Below are 18,439 nucleotides of genomic sequence, written 5' to 3'. Positions count from 1 at the left end.
GGGCGGGCCCTGCGGTGGCCGCTGCGTCCCTGGGGCGTCTATCCTCAGGCCACCTTCGGCCCGCGATCGGCGGGCCGTGCCAGCTGAGGACGGACATGGCCAGGTCGAGCACCACCGCCGCGGCGAAGACCCCTGCGACGAAGAAGACCGCGAAGAAGAGCGCGGCGAAGAAGTCCGCCGAGGAGTCGGCGGCCACGACGACGAGCACCCGGACCCGCTCCAAGGCCGGCGACGTCGCCCCCACGCTCGTCGTGCGCGACGACGAGGCCGCGTGGACCAAGGCCGAGCTCAAGGCCGTGCGCAAGGAGATCGACGACGAGGTCACCCGCCTGCGCACGGAGATCGAGACCGCCGAGCACGACCTCGTCGACCTCATGCGCGACCACGCCGACGGGTCGGGCGACGACCAGGCGGACGCAGGGGCGAAGACCTTCGAGCGCGAGCAGGAGGTCACCCTGGCCAACAACACCCGGGCGATGCTCATCCAGAACCTCCACGCCCTCGAGCGGATCGACGACGGGACCTACGGTCGGTGCGAGTCCTGCGGCAACGCGATCGGCAAGCTTCGCCTCCAGGCCTACCCACGTGCGACCCTGTGCGTGACATGCAAGACGAAGCAGGAACGACGCTGACCCCTCCCACCGACCCCGCAGCCGACGGGGGCGCCGCTGACGGCGCTCCCGACGACGCGAGCGGGGCACGACTGCGACCGCGGACCCGGGCGACCCTTGCCCCCTTCGCCGTGCTCGCCCTGGTGACCCTCGGGCTCGACCAGGCGAGCAAGGTGTGGGCGCTGGGCTCGCTCGACGACGGGCACGTCGTGCCCCTCGTCGGCGACGTCCTGCGCCTGCGGCTCATCCGCAACCCCGGCGCGGCCTTCTCGATCGGTGACTCCTCGACGGTCGTCATGACCGCCCTGGCCGTCGCGATCACGATCGCCGTCGTCGTCGCCGCCTGGCGCGCGGCGAGCCCGCGCTGGACCGCCGCCCTCGGGCTGCTCCTCGGCGGCTCGCTGGGCAACCTCTCCGACCGCTTCTTCCGCGAGCCCGGACCGGGCCGCGGCCACGTCATCGACTTCATCGACTACGGCGGGCTCTTCGTCGGCAACGTCGCCGACATCGCGATCGTGCTCGGCGCGGTCGTCGTCGTGTGGCTGACCTTCACCGGGGTGGGGCTAGACGGCGTGCGCGCCGGCCGGCACGCCCGTGACGAGGACGCCGACGACGCCGAGGACGAGACGCAGGAGAGACCGGCCGCCGAGCCGGCCCAGGAGCAGACGAAGGGGGAGCGAGATGCCTGACGTGCGCAACGTCCTCGTGCCGGAGGGCCTGGCCGGCGAGCGGGTCGACGCCGCCGTGGCGCGTCTCTTCGGCGTGAGCCGGACCAAGGCCGCCGAGCTCGCCGCGGAGGGCCACGTCGTGCTCGACGGCTCCGCCGTCGGCAAGTCCGAGCGGGTCCACGACGGCAGCCACCTCGAGGTGAGCCTGCCGAGCCCGCAGGAGATGCCGCGCGTCGAGGTCGTCGCCGAGCCCGTCCCGGGCATGCGCGTCGTCCACGACGACGACGACATCGTCGTCGTCGACAAGCCCGTCGGGGTCGCCGCCCACCCGAGCGTGGGCTGGACCGGTCCGACGGTGCTCGGAGGTCTGGCCGCGGCCGGCTACCGCATCACGACGAGCGGCGCGAGCGAGCGCCAGGGCATCGTCAGCCGTCTCGACGTCGGCACCTCGGGCCTGATGGTCGTGTGCAAGAGCGAGTACGCGTACTCGGTGCTCAAGCGGGCCTTCAAGGAGCGCACGGTCGACAAGACCTACCACGCGCTCGTCCAGGGCCTGCCCGACCCGCACGTCGGCACGGTCGACGCACCGATCGGCCGCCACCCCGGGCACGACTACAAGTTCGCCGTCATGGACTCCGGCAAGCACGCGATCACGCACTACGAGCTGCTCGAGGCCCACCGGCACGCGTCGCTCGTCGAGGTGCACCTCGAGACCGGCCGCACTCACCAGATCCGCGTCCACATGGCCGCGCTGCGCCACCCGTGCGTCGGCGACCCGCTGTACGGCGCCGACCCGACGCTCGGCCGCCGGCTCGGGCTCGAGCGCCAGTGGCTGCACGCGATGGGCCTGGGCTTCACCCACCCGGGGACCGGCGAGTACGTGCACTACGAGAGCACCTACCCCGAGGACCTCCAGGTGGCCCTCGACCGGCTCCGCGAGCTGCGCTGAGCCGGTCGGGCCCGCCCGGCCCGGTCGGGAGCAGAGGTCAGTTGACCTGGCGGTCGCGGCCCTGCCAGTACTGGGCGCGGAGCTTGAACTTCTGCAGCTTGCCGGTCGCCGTGCGGGCGAGCTCGTCGCGGAACTCCACCGACGTCGGGGCCTTGTAGCCCGCGGCCTTGCCCTTGCACCACGCGATGAGCTCGGCCTCGGTGACCTCCTCGTCGTGGTCGGGGTCGAGGACGACGAGGGCCTTGATCGTCTCGCCCCACCGCTCGTCGGGCACGCCGATGACGGCGACCTCGGTGACCGCGGGGTGGGCGAAGAGGACGTCCTCGACCTCGATCGAGGAGACGTTCTCGCCGCCGGTGATGATGACGTCCTTCTTGCGGTCGCTGATCGTCAGGTAGCCGTCCTCGAGCGTGCCGCCGTCGCCGGTGTGGAACCACCCGTCCTCGAGAGCCGCCGCGCTCTCCTGCGGCTGCTCCCAGTAGCCCTCCATCACCTGGTTCGCCCGGGCGAGGACCTCGCCCTCGGGGGAGACGTCGAGCTCGACGCCGAGGGCGGGCGCCCCGGCGCGCACGAGCCGCGCTGCGCGCTCCTGCGGGTCGAGGTCGTCCCACTCCGCGCGGGTGCGGTTGACGGTGAGCAGGGGAGAGGTCTCGGTGAGCCCGTAGATCTGGATGAGCTCCCAGCCCAGCTCGGTCTCGACGCGCGCCACGGTCGTCGTGGGCGGCGGGGCGCCGGCGACGACGATGCGCACCCGCCCGCGGCCGGGGATCTCGCCCTCCCAGTCCTGGGCGGCGGCGAGGACCGAGGCGACGACGGCCGGCGCGGCGCACATGACGCTCACCCCTTCGTCGCGGACCCGGCGCAGGATCTCGGCGCCGTCGATCTTGCGGATGACGACGTGGCGGGCGCCGACGCCCGTCATCGCGAAGGGCATGCCCCACCCGTTGGCGTGGAACATCGGCAGGGTGTGGAGGTAGACGTCGCGGTCGCCCGCCCCGATGTGCATGGCGAAGGTCACCGCGTTGGTCCAGATGTTGCGATGGGTGATCTGGACCCCCTTCGGGCGGGCCGTCGTGCCCGAGGTGTAGTTGATCGTCGCCGTCGCGTCCTCGTCGGGCTCCCAGGGGCGCGGCTGCGGCGGGTCGCCCTCGAGCGGCGCGTCTCCGAAGAGGTGCTCGTCCTCGCCGAGGACGAAGACGTGCTCGGCCTCGAGGTCGGCGAGCTGGTCGCGCAGCTCGGGGTCGACGTAGACGACCCGGGCCCCGCTGTGGCCGACGATGTACTGGACCTCCTCGAGCGCGAGGCGGAAGTTCACCGGCACGAGGACGCGGCCCGAGCCGCACACCCCGAAGAAGCTCGTGAGCAGGCGGGCGGAGTTGTGCGAGACGACGGCGACCCGGTCGCCGACCTCGAGGCCCAGCGAGTCGAGATGGGCCGCCTGGGCGTGCGCCAGGCGCCGCATCCGGGCGTAGGTGACGTCCTCGAGCGGGGGAGCGGGCTGGGCCGGCTCGTCGACGACCGCCACCCGGTCGCCGTAGACGAGGGCGGCCCGGTCGATGAAGTGGTTGACGCTGAAGGGGACGCGCATCGTGAGCCCTCCCGAAGGGGTGGTCGAGGTCACCGGGGTGCGGCGACGGGTGCCGTGGACACCCTGACGCTAGCCCCGCCGACCGCTCGCCGCACGGGATCGTGGCGGATGTCCGACGGACGGCTCGGGGCTGTCGGCGAGCGGCCGTAGGATCGACAGCGATGTCCGAGCTGCTGCCCCGCGAGAAGAACTTCGTCCACCTCCACAACCACACCGAGTACTCGATGCTCGACGGTGCGGCGCGGATCGACGAGATGTTCGAGGTGGCCGCCGAGATGGGCATGCCGGCCATTGCGACGACCGACCACGGCTACCTCTTCGGCGCCTACGAGTTCTGGAGCAAGGGCGTCAAGCACGGGGTCAAGCCGATCATCGGCCTCGAGGCCTACGTCGCGCCCGGCACGCACCGTACCGACAAGACCCGCGTCAAGTGGGGCAACGAGCGCACCCGGCCCGGCGACGACGTCTCCGGCGGCGGCGCGTACACCCACATGACGATCCTCGCCCGCAACAACCAGGGCCTGTCCAACCTCTTCCGGATGGGCTCCCAGGCCTCGCTGGATCAGGTCTACGCGAAGTGGCCCCGGCTCGACCGCGAGCTGCTCGGCCGGTACGGCGACGGGCTCGTCGCGACGACCGGCTGCCCGTCCGGCGAGGTCCAGACCCGGCTGCGCCTGGGCCAGTACGACAAGGCCGTCGAGGCCGCCTCGGAGTTCCGCGACATCTTCGGGCGCGAGCACTACTTCCTCGAGCTCATGGACCACGGGGTCGAGATCGAGCGCCGGGTGCGCGAGGACCTCCTGCGCCTGGCCAAGGACCTCGACCTGCCGCTCCTGGCCACCAACGACCTGCACTACGTGCGCCAGGGCGACTCCGTCGCGCACGACGCGCTGCTGTGCATCAACTCCGGGTCGACGCTGCTCGACCCGGGTCGCTTCTCCTTCGAGGGCGACGGCTACTACATCAAGTCGCCGGCCGAGATGCGTCACCTGTGGCGCGAGCTGCCCCAGGCCTGCGACAACACGATGCTCGTCGCCGACATGTGCGAGGTCTCCTTCACCGAGGGCGAGGGGCGCTACATGCCCCGCTTCGACTGCCCGCCCGGCGAGAGCGAGCAGAGCTGGTTCATCTCCGAGGTCGCGACCGGCCTGGCCCGGCGCTTCCCCGAGGGCGTGCCCGACTACGCCCGCCAGCAGGCCGACTACGAGATCGACGTCATCGCGGGCAAGGGCTACGCCGGCTACTTCCTCGTCGTCGCCGACTTCATCAACTGGGCCAAGCGCAACGGCATCCGGGTCGGCCCCGGCCGAGGCTCGGGCGCGGGCTCGATGTGCGCGTACGCGATGGGCATCACCGACCTCGACCCCATCCCGCACGGCCTGATCTTCGAGCGCTTCCTGAACCCCGAGCGCGCGTCGATGCCCGACTTCGACATCGACTTCGACGAGCGCCGGCGCGGCGAGGTCATCCGCTACGTCACCGAGAAGTACGGCGACGAGCGGGTCGCCCAGATCGTCACCTACGGCACGATCAAGGCCAAGCAGGCGGTCAAGGACGCCGCCCGGGTCATGGGCCACCCCTTCTCCGTCGGCGAGCAGCTGACGAAGGCGATGCCGGCCGACGTCATGGGCAAGGGCGTGCCGCTGTCGAAGATGTACGACGAGAGCCACGACCGCTACGCCGAGGGCCAGGAGTTCCGCGACCTCGTCGCCGGCGAGAAGCACCTCCAGGAGGTCGTCGAGACCGCCCGGGGCCTCGAGGGGCTGAAGCGCCAGTGGGGCGTGCACGCCGCTGGCGTCATCATGTCCAGCGAGCCGCTCATCGACGTCATCCCCATCATGCGCCGTCTCCAGGACGGCCAGGTCATCACGCAGTTCGACTACCCGAGCTGCGAGAACCTCGGCCTGGTCAAGATGGACTTCCTCGGCCTGCGCAACCTCACGATCCTCGACGACGCGCTCGAGAACGTGCAGATGAACCGCGGCGAGGTCATCGACCTCGACGCGCTGAGCAAGGACATGACCGACCCGGCGACGTACGCGCTGCTCTCGCGCGGCGACACCCTCGGCGTCTTCCAGCTCGACGGCGGGGGCATGCGCACCCTGCTGCGGCTCATGCAGCCGGACAACTTCGAGGACATCTCCGCCGCGCTCGCGCTCTACCGGCCGGGCCCGATGGGCGTCAACGCGCACACGAACTTCGCGCTGCGCAAGAACGGCAAGCAGGAGATCGTCCCGCTCGACCCCCAGCTCAAGGGCAAGCTCCAGCCCGAGATGGTCGAGGCGCTCGACCCGATCCTGTCGATGACCTACGGCCTGGTCATCTACCAGGAGCAGGTCATGGAGATCGCCCAGAAGCTCGCCGGCTACACGCTCGGCAACGCCGACCTGCTGCGCCGCGCGATGGGCAAGAAGAAGAAGGAGGTGCTCGACAAGGAGTACGTCCCCTTCTCCGAGGGCATGAAGGCCAACGGGTACAACGAGGCCTCCGTCGCCGCCCTGTGGGGCGTCCTCGTGCCCTTCTCCGACTACGCCTTCAACAAGGCGCACACCGCCGCCTACGGCCTCGTCTCGTACTGGACGGCATACCTCAAGGCCAACTACCCGGCTGAGTACATGGCCGGGCTGCTCACCTCGGTCGGCGACGACAAGGACAAGTCCGCGCTCTACCTCGGCGAGTGCCGCCGGATGGGCATCAAGGTCCTGCCGCCCTCGGTCAACGAGTCCGTCGGGCGCTTCGCCGCGGTCGGCGAGGACATCCGCTTCGGTCTCGACGCGATCCGCAACGTCGGGCGCAACGTCGTCGAGGCGATCATCACCGCGCGCGAGGAGAAGGGGCGCTTCACGTCCTTCGACGACTTCCTCGCCAAGTGCCCGGCCGTCGTGTGCAACAAGCGCACCATCGAGTCGCTCATCAAGGCGGGAGCCTTCGACGACCTCGGTCACCCCCGCCAGGGGCTCGTCATGGTCCACGAGGAGTACGTCGACGCCTTCGTCTCGGTCAAGCGCCAGGAGGCCGTCGGCCAGGACAGCCTGTGGGACCTCCTCGGCGGCGACGACGAGGGCGAGGCCGGCGGCATCGAGGGCATGGGTCTGCGTCCCGTGCCCGAGGTCGAGTGGGACAAGCAGGCGAAGCTGAGCAACGAGCGCGACATGCTCGGCCTCTACGTCAGCGACCACCCGCTCTTCGGCATCGAGCACGTGCTGCAGCGCGCCGCGGACACCTCGATCACCTCGCTCACGCAGTCCGAGTCCTCCGAGGAGCGCAAGGGCATGGTGACGATCGCCGGGCTCGTGACGAACCTGTCAGTCAAGCGCAACAAGCGCGGCGAGCTGTGGGCCGTCGCCCAGGTCGAGGACCTCGGCGGCTCCATCGAGTGCCTCTTCTTCCCCCGCACGTACATGACGGTGCAGACGATGCTCACGCAGGACGTCGTCGCCGTCGTGCGCGGCCGGGTCAACACCCGCGACGACTCGGTGTCGATCTTCGCCGAGGACCTCACCCTGCCCGAGCTCACCGACGGACCTCGGGGCCCGGTGACGCTGACGATGGACCTGCGCCGGGCGACCTCGGCCCGGGTCGAGCAGATCAAGGAGGTCCTCGGCCAGCACCCCGGCTCGACCGAGGTCCACCTCAAGCTCGTCCAGCCCGGTCGGTCGGTGACGATGGCGGTCGACCCCGAGTGGCGCGTCGACGTCTCCGAGGCGCTGGTCGCCGACCTCAAGGTCCTCCTCGGCCCCCGGGCGGTGTCGGCATGAGCACCGTGCAGCCGCCGGTCGCCCCGCACCGGCCGACGCGACGCGAGCACCACGGCGAGGTCTTCGAGGACCCCTTCGAGTGGCTCCGCGACGCGCAGGACCCGGCCGTCGTCGCCCACCTCGAGGCCGAGAACGCCTACGCCGAGGAGCGCACCGCGCACCTGGCCCCCCTTCGCTCGGAGCTCGTCGAGGAGATCCGCTCCCGCACGCTCGAGACCGACCTGTCCGTACCGGTGGCCGCCGGCCCGTGGTGGTACTACACCCGCACCCGCGAGGGGCAGCAGTACGGCATCCACTGCCGCGCGCCGCTGGCCGACCGCGCGGTCGTGCCGGCGCTCGACCCCGAGCACCCGTTGCCCGGCGAGCAGGTGCTCCTCGACGACAACGCGCTCGCCGAGGGGCACGAGTACCTCGCCGTCGGCGCCTACGAGATCAGCGCCGACCACGACCGGCTCGCGTACTCCGTCGACGTCAGCGGCGACGAGCGCTTCGACCTCACGGTGCTCGACCTCACGACCGGCGCGGTGCTCGACGACTCCGTCCGAGGCATCGGCTACGGCGCCGTCTTCTCGCGTGACGGGGCCCATGTCTTCTACGTGCGCGTCGACGACGCGTGGCGCCCGCACGAGCTGTGGCGCCACGAGGTCGGCGGCGACCCCGCCGACGACGTGCTGCTGCACCGCGAGGACGACGAGCGCTTCTGGATGGGCGTCGACCGCAGCCGCGACGACCGGTGGGTCGTCCTCGGTCTCGGCAGCCGCACGACGAGCGAGGTGCACCTGCTCGACGCGACCGACGTCACCGCCCCGATGCGCTGCGTCTCCCCCCGGCGCGAGGGCGTCGAGTACGACGTCGAGCCCGCGGCCGACCACCTCCTCGTCCTGCACAACGAGCGCCAGCGCGAGTGGGACCTCGCCTGGGCCCCCCTCGACGCGACGAGCCACGAGCAGTGGAGCCCGCTGCTCGACCGCGCCGACGGCGAGCGCTTCCTCGGCGTCGACGCCTACGACGACTTCGCCGTGCTCACCCTGCGCCGCGACGGCGTCCCCGCCGCCCGCATCCTGCCCCGGACCGGGCGCTCCGCCCCCTTCGCCGCGGGGGACTACGGCACCGGTCGCGACGTCGTCGTCGGCGACGACCCGATGGCCACCGTGTCCGCGCTCGGCGCGGCCGACCCCGACGCCGACCGTATCCGGGTCAGCCACGAGTCGTGGGTGAGCCCGCGCACGATCCTCGACGTCGTCGTCGCGACCGGCGAGCAGGTCGTGCACAAGCAGCACCCGGTGCTCGGCGTCGACCTCGCCGACTACGAGCAGCGCCGTGAGTGGGTCACCGCCCCCGACGGCACACCGGTGCCGCTCTCGCTCGTCATGCGCCGCGGCACCCAGGCCGACGGCACCAACCCGGGCCTGCTCTACGGCTACGGCAGCTACGAGCTGTCGATGGACCCCTACTTCTCGACCGCCCGCCTGTCGCTGCTCGACCGCGGCGTCGTCTACGCCGTCGCCCATGTGCGCGGCGGCGGCGAGATGGGGCGCGCCTGGTACGAGGACGGCCGCCTGGCGACCAAGCGCAACACCTTCACCGACTTCGTCGCCTGCGCGGAGCACCTCCACGACCGCGGCTGGGTGGCCCGTGACCGGCTCGCGGCCGAAGGGGGGTCCGCCGGCGGTCTGCTCGTCGGGGCCGCTGCCAACCTCGCGCCCGAGCGCTTCCGCGCGGTGCTCGCCGCCGTCCCCTTCGTCGACGCGCTGACGACGATCCTGCGCCCGGACCTGCCGCTCACCGTGGGGGAGTGGGACGAGTGGGGCAACCCGCTCGCCGACCCCGAGGTCTACGCGTACATGCGCTCGTACAGCCCGTACGAGGGCGTGCGCGCCGTCGAGTACCCGGCCGTCCTCGCGACGACCTCGCTCAACGACACCCGGGTCTCCTTCACCGAGCCCGCGAAGTGGGTCGCCCGGCTGCGCGAGGTCGTGACCAACGACCCGCAGGAGCGCCCGGTGCTGCTGCGCACCGAGATGGTCGCCGGTCACGGCGGGCGCTCCGGTCGCTACGCCGCATGGGAGCAGACCGCGTGGGAGTGGGCATGGGTGCTCGACCAGGTCGGTGCGACGCAGCGTCGTCAGGGCCCGACGGCGGGGTGACCGGAGCGCGAACCTCGCTGGTCGAGGTGCGACGCAGGAGCCTCGAGACCATGACGATCCGCTGAACGGTCGGGGCATCTGCGCAGATCAGGCCCGGACCTCTTGACGGGGGCGACACAATGGCGACGGCTCTCGAGCCACGCCACCCCCATCTCCAGGAGACCTCTCGCATGAAGCACACGAAGCGTCTGGCCGTCGGCCTGCCTGCCACCCTCGCCCTGGCTCTGGCGGCCGGCCTGCCGACCGCCGCGGCCACCCCGTCGGCGGCCCCGGCCGCCCCGGCTGCCCCCGCCGCAGCCCCTGCTGCCGACACCACGGCCGCCGCCCCGAGCGCCTGGGGCGACCGCTGGCGCTACGTCAACATCTTCTCCTTCAGCGACTTCCACGGGCACCTCGAGGCCAACGACCCGGCGCTCGCGCCCGAGGTCGACCCGACCCAGACCCCGGTCGGCGGCGTCGCCCACCTCGCGGCGAACATCAAGGCGCGCAAGGGCAGCAACGGCATCACCGTCTCGGCCGGCGACAACATCGGCGGCTCGACCTTCCTGTCAGGTCTCTTCCACGACGAGCCGACCATCGAGGTCCTCGACGAGATGGACGTCAAGGCCTCGGCCGTGGGCAACCACGAGTTCGACGAGGGCACCAACGAGCTGCTGCGCATCCAGCACGGCGGGGCGCACCCCAAGGACGGCACGTACTTCCCCGGCAAGCCCTACCCGGGCGCCGACATGGAGTACCTCGCGAGCAACGTGACGAACACGAAGAACGGCCGCAAGATCCTGCCCGGCACGTCCGTGCAGACGGTCAACGGCGTCAAGGTCGGCTTCATCGGCGTCGTCACCCCCGAGACCCCGAGCCTCGTCTCGCCCGGCGGCGTCTCCTCGATCCGCTTCGACGAGATCGCGGCGAAGGTCAACTCCGCGGCGAGCTGGCTGAGCAACGCCAAGGACGTCGAGACCATCGTCGTGCTCATGCACGAGGGCGGCAGCCAGGACGGCACGATCGACCAGTGCGAGAACCTCTCCGGCCCCGTCGTCGAGCTCAACCGCCGGATCAACTCGCGGGTCGACGGCATCGTCACCGGCCACACCCACTCGTCCTTCAACTGCTCGCTCACCGACTGGAAGGGCGGGCAGCGCCCGGTCGTCGCCTCCGGTGACTGGGGCCGCGCCTTCAACCAGATGCGCCTCCTCGTCGACCTCAAGACCGGCGACGTCGTGAAGAAGTCGAGCCGCGCGACGAACCACCTCAACGTCCGCAGCACCACCGCCGACCCCGGCGTCCAGGCGATCCTCGACAAGTGGATCGACCGCGCCGGCCCCGAGCGCGCGAAGGTCGTCGGCACCGTCGCCGAGGACATCACCGGCGACGCGAGCGGCAACCGCGGCATCGAGACCCCGATGGCCGACCTCGTCGCCGACTCGATCCTCTGGGGCACCCAGGCCCCCGAGCGCGGTGGCGCCCAGATCGCGATGATGAACGTCGGCGGCGTCCGCTCGTCCTTCGCCCGCAGCACGATCACCAACGGTGAGCAGGTCGGCGAGATCACCTACGAGGAGGCCTACAAGGTCGCCCCCTTCGGCAACCTGCTCGTCACGGTCGACATGACCGGCGCGCAGATCAAGGCGGTGCTCGAGCAGCAGTACGTGCCGACCCGCGGCCGCAAGTACCTCGCGCTCGGCGTCTCCGAGGGCTTCAGCTACACGTGGGACGACACCCAGGCCGAGGGGTCGAAGGTCTCCGGCATGGAGCTCGACGGCACGGCGATCGACCCGGCGAAGACCTACCGCGTCGCGACCCTGAGCTTCCTCGCCGAGGGCGGCGACGACTTCACCGCCTTCGAGGACGCGACCAACCTCACCGGTGGTCCCGAGGACCTCGAGAACCTCGTGCGCTACCTGCAGGCCAACCCCGGCCTCACCGCGCCGGAGGACCGCGTCGCCGGCCTCTGAGCCACGACGAGCGCGAAGGGGTGGTCCCGCCGGCTGGCGGGACCACCCCTTCGTCGAATCTCGCTCCCTGAGGTGCGAGGAGCTCTGGGGTCACCCGACCCTCGCTCCCTGAGGTGCGAGGAGCTCGGCGGTCAGCCGACCCTCGCTCCCTAAGGTGCGAAGAGCTCTGGGGTCACCCGTCCTCGCTCCCTGAGGTGCGAGGAGCTCTGGGGTCACCCGAGCTTCGCTCCCTGAGGTGCGAGGAGCTCTGCGGTCAGCCGGACCTCGCTCCCTGAGGTGCGAGGAGCTCTGCGACGAGCCTCGAAGGGCGCGTCTCAGCCGGCCGGACGCCTCGAGCGGACGAGGGAGAGCGGCAGGGTGAGCGCGGTGATCGCGGCGGTGACGAGGAGCGCACGCTCGAAGTCCAGGCCCGCGGCGAGCGAGCCGACGAGGACGGAGCCGACGCCGGTGCCGAGGTCGAAGCCGACGTTCCACACGGCACTGGTCGTGCCGTAGTGCCGGCGGTGCACCGCGGCGAAGGACAGGACGAGGGTGAGGTTCTGCAGACCGCCGTACGCCATGCCGAGGGCTGCGGAGCCGAGGACGAGCAGGGGCACCGAGGGGCCGTCGAGCGAGAGCGCGATGAGCAGGCTGCCGAGCGCGCCGACGACGACGAGCGGGGCGACGAAGCGTCGTGCGCCGTAGCGGTCGGCGAGCGCCCCGACGCGCCAGCGGGCGAGGGCCGAGGTGGCGGTGACGACGACGAGCGCGAGGGTGACGAGCGCGGCCTCGTCGAGCATCTGCGGGGCGAAGGACAGCACGGCGCCGCCGGCGAGGGTGATGCCGGTGAGGACGAGCATGGGCGGCAGCAGCGGCAGGACGACCGTGCGCAGGTCGACGCGGGCGTGCTCCTCGCTCGCGGTCGCGCTCGGGCGTCCGTCGAGGTGACGACCCAGGTCGAGCGCGGCGGGGATCGCGAGGACCGGCGCGGCGGCGAGGACGAAGACGGGCGTGAACCCGACCCGGTCGGCGAGCCATGGCGACAGGGGGAGCAGGACGACCTGCGGCAGCGCGATGGCCAGGCCGTAGAGCCCGACCGCGCGACCGCGGCGGGCGGCGTCGATGAGCTCGGCGACGGCGGCGCTGCCGGTGACGGTGAGCACGCCGAAGCCCGCGCCGCGCACGGCGGACAGGGCCAGGGTGGGCGCGAGCGCGTCCGAGGTGAGGTGGAGCAGCGACGGGACGCCCATGAGGAGCAGCCCGACGGCGAGCACCCGGCCCCACCCGAGACGGCGCAGGAGACGGGGGACGACGGGCTGGGTGAGGACGGTGCACAGCAGCGCGACGCCGTTGACGAGCCCGGCACCGCCGACGTCGGCCCCGCCGCGCACGGCCCACAGCGGGGCCGTGGGCAGCAGCACGGAGAAGCCGGCGAAGCCGAGCAGGGTGGCGACGAGCAGGGCGGGCATGCCGGGCAGGGTGGCGACACGGGTCGCCGGTGCGGTGTCGGGCGTGGGCTCGCCGGCGTGCGCCGGGGCGTCGAGCATCGAAGGGGTCCTTCCGAGTGGGTGGGCAGCCGTCCATCATGCCCCGCCCCCGCCACGACCGACGAATCGTGGCGCTCTGGCTCGTCCGGTCGAGGTGCGACGAGGCGCCGCAAGACCACGTGCCCGGTGGTCAGGGGAGGCGGAGGCGCACGAAGCGGGGGCGGTAGATGCTCGGGGTGGCGAAGAGCCGGTCGCTGTCGAAGGTGTTGACGTTGTACGAGACGAGCAGCTCGTCGGGGTCGGCACCCGGCAGCCCGGGGTGCGCGTGCGCGTTGTACGCGAAGCGTTCGTCTTCGCCGGGCTCCGGCGCGGTGTAGACGAGCTGGGGCTCGCCCCACGGGCCGGCGGGGGAGCACGCGGTGCGGGCGACGACGTCGGGGGAGAAGAGCTCGCGGGTGTCGCTCGTGACGAGCAGGTACCCGCCGTCGTAGGGCTGGACCGACAGCTCGTTGGCGACGCCGTCGGTGATCCGCGCCGAGTCCTCCGGCCGCGTCGACCACCCGTCGGCGGTGCGGTAGGACCACTGCGACCGGTCGTGCACGGCACCCGGGGGTGCCTTCGCGAGGTGCAGGTGCTTGTCGGAGCCGCGGTCCTCCACCCCGTAGACGTAGGTCGCGTCCTCGCGCTCCATGACCGCCGCGCCCCAGGCCACGTCGCCCGCGCTCGGCACGTCGGTGATGCTCAGCAGCCTGAGGTCCGGCAGCGAGACCCGTGCGACCGAGGTCCCGGCCCAGCGGAAGTCGCTGCCGCTGCCCGTCGTCCGGGCGAGGAAGACGGTGAGCTGCGAGCCCTCGACGGTGGCGTCCTGGACCCAGTGGTACGTGCGCTCGTCGACGTCGGGGAAGAAGGCGCTGGGCTCGCCGTCGCGCGTCCCGGTGAGGGTGCGCGAGGTGCCATCGGGTGACTGGACGACGAGGGCGTTGTGGACCATGACGGTCCCCGGCCCGGGCTGCCCGCGCAGGCCGAGCGAGCCGACGAAGGAGTCGGAGTAGAGCCACAGCACCCGCCCGTCGGGCAGCACGACCGAGTAGGTCGAGTCACCGGCGACCCACCCCGGCCCGGACATCGCGTCGACCCGGGCGTCCTCGTCGTGCGCGGGCTGGGCCGTCGGCAGCTCGGCATCGGCGGCACCGCACGTGCCGGGGGCGGGGGACGGGCTGTCGCAGGCTGCCGCGAGGGGCGCGAGCAGCAGGGCGCTCGCGACGAGCGCGGTACGAGCTCGGGTCGTCGGCACGGCACCTCCTCGTCGGCGCGACGGCTCGAACCTAACCCGTCGCCACCTCCAGGATCGTGTCACCGGCGGGTACTGCCGGGTCACCAGCACGTCCAGCGGGGTGTGGACCTCGGCGCGGGCCCCGGCGAAGATGAGCAGGTGCCCGCACCCCTCCACGACCGCGCCCGCTGATGCCGCAGGACCGCGCCGCCCTCGTCGTCGTCGACATGCAGAACTCCTACTTCGAGGACCCGGTGCTCGACGAGCAGCGCGAGTGGCTCCTCCCGCGCGTCAACGACCTCGTCGCGGCCGCCAGCGACGCTGGCGCCGACGTCGTCCTCGTGCGCACCGAGCACGCCCGCGACCGCTCGACGTGGACGCTGAGCATGCGCCGCGACGACCAGGGCTTCGCCTTCCCCGGCACCGAGCAGGCCGCACCCCTCGACGGCCTCGACACCGAGGGCGCGCTGGAGGTCGTCAAGACCCGCGACAGCGCCTTCGTGCGCACCGAGCTCGAGGAGCTGCTGCGCGAGCGCGGCGTCGGCCGCATCCCCCTGTGCGGCGTGTCGACGCACTCGTGCATCGCCCAGACCGCGACCCACGGCTTCGCGCTCGACCTCGACGTCGCCATCGCGCGCGAGGCGTGCGCATCGGAGAACTTCGAGCTCGCGGAGGCGCTCCTGGCCTTCCTGCGCGACGAGGTCCGCCAGCCACTGCTCCACCAGGACGAGTGCGCCGACTGGCTCTCCGGACGCGGCACGCCGGGCAGCGGCGGCCCCCGATGAGCGCGGCGCAGGACGAAGGAGCGGTCCTCGCCCGCCTGCTCGCCGACACCGGTCCGAGCGGGGTGCTCGAGCGCTACGGCGACGACCCCGACCAGGTCTACGAGGTCTACGGGCCGGAGCGTGGCCCGCTGCTCGTCGTCGTCCACGGCGGATACTTCCGCCCGAGCATCGACCGCGCCCACGCCCGCCCGCAGGCGCGCGCGCTCGCCGACGCCGGCTACCGGGTCGTGCTCGCCGAGTACCGTCGGGTGCCCGGGGACCCGGTCGTGAGCGTCACCGACCTCGAGGCCCTCGAGGACCATCTCGGCGAGCTCGGCACGTGGGTCGGTCACTCGGCCGGCGGGACGCTCGTCCTCCTGCGGGGGGCGACGCCGGACCGCCCTCGCGTCCCCGTCCTCGCGCTCGCGCCCGTCGCGGATCTCGTCGCCGCAGCGCGCGAGGAGCTCGGCGACGGAGCCGTCGTCGACTGGGTCGGCGGCACCCCCGAGCGGCAGGTGCAGGCCTACGCGACCGTCGACCCGAGGCAGCGGTGGTCGGCCCCCTTCGCCACCGATGGCTACGGGCCCGACGCCCCGCGGGTCCTCCTCGCGCACGGCGACGCCGACGCGACGGTGCCGCTGCACCTGAGCACCGACTTCCCGGCGGAGTCGGTGACGCTGGCGGGTGCGCACCACTTCGACGTCGTCGACCCCCAGTCGCCGTACTGGCCGCGGGTCCTCGAGCTCGTCCGCGAGGTCAGCGGCTGAGCAGCTCCTCGATGCGCACCAGCGCGTGCGCGACCTCGGCGTACGAGGTCGACAGGGGAGCCAGCCCGAGCCGGATGCCGTCGGGCTCGCGGAAGTCGGGGACGACCCCTTCGCTCCACAGCTGCTGGTAGATCTCGCGCGAGCGCGGGTGGGCGATCGTCACGTGCCCGCCGCGCTGCTGGGCGTCGCGGGGCGAGACGACGCGCACGCCGTGGGCGGCGAGACGGGCGTCGACCGCGTCGACGACGAAGTCCCCGAGGGCGGCAGCCTTCGAGCGGATGGCGTCGAGACCGACGGACTCGACGAGATCGACGGTGTCCTCGATGCCGACCATGCCGAGCACGGGCGGGGTGCCCGAGATCCACGAGCGCATGCCGGTGCCGGCCTCGTAGCCCGGCCCCATCTCGAAGACCCGCGCGTGCCCCATCCACCCCTGGATCGGCTGGCGCAGCCGGCCCTGGTGGCGACGTGCGACGTAGGCGAAGGCGGGTGCGCCCGGGCCGCCGTTGAGGTACTTGTAGCTGCAGCCCACGGCGAGGTCGACCTCGTACTCGTCGAGGTCGACGGGGACGACGCCCGCGGAGTGGCACAGGTCCCACAGGACGAGCGCGCCGGCGTCGTGCGCGGCCCGGGTGATGCCGGGCAGGTCGGCGAGCCAGGCCGACTTGTAGGCGACCTGGCTGACGAGGACGACGGCGGTTCGGGGGCCGACGACCGCGGCGACCTGCTCGGGCGTCACGCCCTCCTCTGGCGTGGGCTCGACCCACACGAGACGGGCGCCGGTCTCGGCGGCGATGCCCTCGGCGACGTAGCGGTCGGTGGGGAAGTTCTCGCTGTCGAGGACGATCTCGTCGCGCTCGGGGTCCGCGGCGACGGCGGCGCGCAGCAGCTTGTACAGCAGGACGGTCGTCGAGTCGGCGACCACGGTCTGGCCGGCGGCCGCGCCGAGGCAGACCTCGCCGAGGCGGTCGCCGAGCCGGGTCGGCAGCTCCATCCACCGCTCGTCCCACGACCGGATGAGCCGGGTGCCCCAGTCGCGGTGGACGAGGTCGTCGAGGCGCTGGGCGGTGGCGCGAAGGGGGCGTCCGAGCGAGTTCCCGTCGAGGTAGGCGGTGACGACGTCGTCGCCCCCGCCGGCGGGGACGAAGAGGTCGCGGGTCTCGCGCAGCGGGTCGCTCGCGTCCAGCTCGGCGGCGCGGGTGCGCAGGTCCATGGCTCTCCTTCGACGGGGCAGCGGTGCCGCGCCCACCCTAGGGGGATCGGCCGACGGCGGCGTCCATGGGTGACAATGACGCCCGTGACCCCCATCGTGCCCATCCGCAACGAGCCCTGCGACTACGCGTGGGGCCAGCGGGGCGGCATCTCGCGGGTCCTCGGGTCGGGGGAGAGCGACGCGGTCGAGGCCGAGCTGTGGCTCGGGTCGCACCCGGGCTCGCCCAGCCGATGCGTCGACGCGCCGTGGGAGAGCCTGCTCGACTGGGAGCGCAGCACGGGCCAGGAGCTGCCCTACCTGCTCAAGGTCCTCGCCGCCGCGGAGCCGCTGAGCCTGCAGGCCCACCCCAGCGCCGAGCGGGCCCGTCGGGGCTTCGACGCCGAGGACGCCCGCGGCATCCCGCGCGACGCCCCGCACCGCAGCTACAAGGACCCCCAGGCCAAGCCCGAGCTCGTCGTCGCCGTCGAGGACGGCTTCGAGGCTCTGTGCGGCTTCGCCCCGCTGGCCCGCACGCGTGCGGAGGTCGAGGCCCTGCGCACGCTCGCCGACGACCCGGCCCCCTACGAGCGCTGGCTCGAGCTGCTCGACGGCGACGACGGCCTGCACTGCAGCGTCGAGTGGCTGCTCTCGGACGACCCGGTGGCGGCCGGGCTCGCCGCCGACCTCGGCGCGACCGCGGCTCGAGACCCCGAGCGCTTCGAGGTCGTCGGGCGGCTCGAGGAGCGGCACCCCGGCGACCCGGGCGTCGCGGTCGCCGTCATGCTCAACCACGTCGTGCTCGACGAGGGCGAGTCGCTGTGGCTGCCGGCGGGCAACATCCACGCCTACCTCTCCGGCGTCGCGATGGAGCTCATGGGACCCAGCGACAACGTGCTGCGCGGCGGGCTCACGGGCAAGCACGTCGACGTCCGCGAGCTGCTCGCCGTGCTCGACTTCGCCGACTGCGAGCCGCCCCGCCTCGTGCCCGAGCCCGAGGGCGACCACGTGCTCGTCCACCGGCCCGCGTCCGTCCCGTCCGGGGCCGACGTCCCCTTCGAGCTGCGGACGATCACCGGCGACGCGGTCGTCGAGACCGCCTCGCCCGCGGTCGCGATCGTCGTCGACGGGGGCTTCGCGCTCGAGGTCGACGGCGAAGGGGTGTCGCTGGGTCGCGGCGACGCGGTCTTCGTGCCCGACCCGGGGAGCCTGCGGCTCACCGGCGCGGGCCGCCTGTACCTCGCCTCTGCTCGCTGACCCGACGGCGAAGGGGGATACCCCCGCCGTCTCTCGAGGAGCTGCCCCCG

At 72.6% G+C, this 18,439-nt stretch carries 13 protein-coding genes; 9 read left to right on the top strand and 4 right to left on the bottom strand.

Annotation, left to right across the window (positions count from 1 at the left end; genetic code table 11):
- The first annotated feature begins 95 nt into the window (after positions 1-95).
- From L6241_RS02795 to L6241_RS02785, 3 genes are read left to right on the top strand one after another with little or no spacing between them, the layout of a single operon-like run.
- Positions 96-632 carry a TraR/DksA family transcriptional regulator gene (locus L6241_RS02795; protein WP_368244710.1) on the top strand — a complete coding sequence of 179 codons (537 nt, stop codon included), beginning with the start codon at positions 96-98 and terminating at the stop codon, positions 630-632.
- The gene (lspA, locus tag L6241_RS02790) at positions 605-1,300 is read left to right on the top strand and encodes a signal peptidase II (protein ID WP_368244708.1); all 696 of its coding nucleotides are present in this window, start codon (positions 605-607) and stop codon (positions 1,298-1,300) included. The genes L6241_RS02795 and lspA overlap by 28 nt, the downstream gene beginning before the upstream one ends.
- Positions 1,293-2,228: an RluA family pseudouridine synthase gene (locus L6241_RS02785; RefSeq protein WP_191562857.1), complete on the top strand. Its 936-nt coding sequence runs from the start codon at positions 1,293-1,295 to the stop codon at positions 2,226-2,228. Before lspA ends, L6241_RS02785 begins: the two co-directional genes overlap by 8 nt.
- A 37-nt stretch (positions 2,229-2,265) precedes the next feature.
- Here the strand turns inward: L6241_RS02785 and L6241_RS02780 are convergent, their stop codons facing one another.
- Positions 2,266-3,816: an AMP-binding protein gene (locus L6241_RS02780; RefSeq protein WP_229299105.1), complete on the bottom strand. Its 1,551-nt coding sequence runs from the start codon at positions 3,814-3,816 to the stop codon at positions 2,266-2,268.
- 161 nt (positions 3,817-3,977) lie between these two features.
- Here L6241_RS02780 and dnaE point away from each other — a divergent pair, with 161 nt between their 5' ends.
- The 3 genes from dnaE (at position 3,978) to L6241_RS02765 (ending at position 11,673) form a co-directional block, all read left to right on the top strand.
- Positions 3,978-7,574, top strand: a complete 3,597-nt coding sequence (gene dnaE / locus L6241_RS02775) for a DNA polymerase III subunit alpha (RefSeq protein ID WP_123093393.1) — start codon at positions 3,978-3,980, stop codon at positions 7,572-7,574.
- Entirely contained in the window at positions 7,571-9,721 is a 2,151-nt protein-coding gene (locus L6241_RS02770; RefSeq protein ID WP_368244705.1) for a S9 family peptidase, read from the top strand. Before dnaE ends, L6241_RS02770 begins: the two co-directional genes overlap by 4 nt.
- A gap of 170 nt (positions 9,722-9,891) precedes the next feature.
- Complete coding sequence (locus L6241_RS02765; protein WP_368244703.1) at positions 9,892-11,673, top strand: bifunctional UDP-sugar hydrolase/5'-nucleotidase; 1,782 nt, start codon at positions 9,892-9,894, stop codon at positions 11,671-11,673.
- A 314-nt stretch (positions 11,674-11,987) separates the two neighbouring features.
- Here L6241_RS02765 and L6241_RS02760 read toward each other — a convergent pair whose 3' ends face one another.
- Complete coding sequence (locus L6241_RS02760; protein WP_368244701.1) at positions 11,988-13,199, bottom strand: MFS transporter; 1,212 nt, start codon at positions 13,197-13,199, stop codon at positions 11,988-11,990.
- A 130-nt stretch (positions 13,200-13,329) separates the two neighbouring features.
- The gene (locus tag L6241_RS02755; RefSeq protein ID WP_368244699.1) at positions 13,330-14,433 is read right to left on the bottom strand and encodes a DUF4185 domain-containing protein; all 1,104 of its coding nucleotides are present in this window, start codon (positions 14,431-14,433) and stop codon (positions 13,330-13,332) included.
- A 170-nt stretch (positions 14,434-14,603) separates the two neighbouring features.
- Here L6241_RS02755 and L6241_RS02750 point away from each other — a divergent pair, with 170 nt between their 5' ends.
- Both L6241_RS02750 and L6241_RS02745 read left to right on the top strand, forming a co-directional pair.
- The gene (locus L6241_RS02750) at positions 14,604-15,197 is read left to right on the top strand and encodes a cysteine hydrolase family protein (protein WP_368244697.1); all 594 of its coding nucleotides are present in this window, start codon (positions 14,604-14,606) and stop codon (positions 15,195-15,197) included.
- Complete coding sequence (locus L6241_RS02745) at positions 15,194-15,943, top strand: alpha/beta hydrolase family protein (protein WP_368244695.1); 750 nt, start codon at positions 15,194-15,196, stop codon at positions 15,941-15,943. The genes L6241_RS02750 and L6241_RS02745 overlap by 4 nt, the downstream gene beginning before the upstream one ends.
- Here L6241_RS02745 and kynU read toward each other — a convergent pair.
- Entirely contained in the window at positions 15,933-17,156 is a 1,224-nt protein-coding gene (gene kynU, locus L6241_RS02740) for a kynureninase (RefSeq protein ID WP_368244693.1), read from the bottom strand. The two genes, L6241_RS02745 and kynU, sit on opposite strands and share 11 nt — an antisense overlap.
- An 84-nt stretch (positions 17,157-17,240) precedes the next feature.
- Between kynU and manA the strand changes: the two genes are divergently transcribed.
- The gene (gene manA, locus L6241_RS02735; protein ID WP_368244691.1) at positions 17,241-18,389 is read left to right on the top strand and encodes a mannose-6-phosphate isomerase, class I; all 1,149 of its coding nucleotides are present in this window, start codon (positions 17,241-17,243) and stop codon (positions 18,387-18,389) included.
- The last annotated feature ends 50 nt before the right edge of the window (positions 18,390-18,439 follow it).

Source organism: Janibacter sp. Y6, from assembly GCF_040900765.1.
Classification (GTDB): Bacteria; Actinomycetota; Actinomycetes; order Actinomycetales; family Dermatophilaceae; genus Marihabitans; species Marihabitans melonis.
This window is presented reverse-complemented; position numbering and strand designations above follow the sequence as displayed.

What these genes read in the sequence shown, in the direction of transcription:
- L6241_RS02795 (WP_368244710.1), top strand. Translation starts at nt 96, where the DNA reads ATGGCCAGGTCGAGCACCACCGCCGCGGCGAAGACCCCTGCGACGAAG.
- lspA (WP_368244708.1), top strand. Translation starts at nt 605, where the DNA reads ATGCAAGACGAAGCAGGAACGACGCTGACCCCTCCCACCGACCCCGCA.
- L6241_RS02785 (WP_191562857.1), top strand. Translation starts at nt 1,293, where the DNA reads ATGCCTGACGTGCGCAACGTCCTCGTGCCGGAGGGCCTGGCCGGCGAG.
- L6241_RS02780 (WP_229299105.1), bottom strand. Translation starts at nt 3,816, where the DNA reads ATGCGCGTCCCCTTCAGCGTCAACCACTTCATCGACCGGGCCGCCCTC.
- dnaE (WP_123093393.1), top strand. Translation starts at nt 3,978, where the DNA reads ATGTCCGAGCTGCTGCCCCGCGAGAAGAACTTCGTCCACCTCCACAAC.
- L6241_RS02770 (WP_368244705.1), top strand. Translation starts at nt 7,571, where the DNA reads ATGAGCACCGTGCAGCCGCCGGTCGCCCCGCACCGGCCGACGCGACGC.
- L6241_RS02765 (WP_368244703.1), top strand. Translation starts at nt 9,892, where the DNA reads ATGAAGCACACGAAGCGTCTGGCCGTCGGCCTGCCTGCCACCCTCGCC.
- L6241_RS02760 (WP_368244701.1), bottom strand. Translation starts at nt 13,199, where the DNA reads ATGCTCGACGCCCCGGCGCACGCCGGCGAGCCCACGCCCGACACCGCA.
- L6241_RS02750 (WP_368244697.1), top strand. Translation starts at nt 14,604, where the DNA reads ATGCCGCAGGACCGCGCCGCCCTCGTCGTCGTCGACATGCAGAACTCC.
- L6241_RS02745 (WP_368244695.1), top strand. Translation starts at nt 15,194, where the DNA reads ATGAGCGCGGCGCAGGACGAAGGAGCGGTCCTCGCCCGCCTGCTCGCC.
- kynU (WP_368244693.1), bottom strand. Translation starts at nt 17,156, where the DNA reads ATGGACCTGCGCACCCGCGCCGCCGAGCTGGACGCGAGCGACCCGCTG.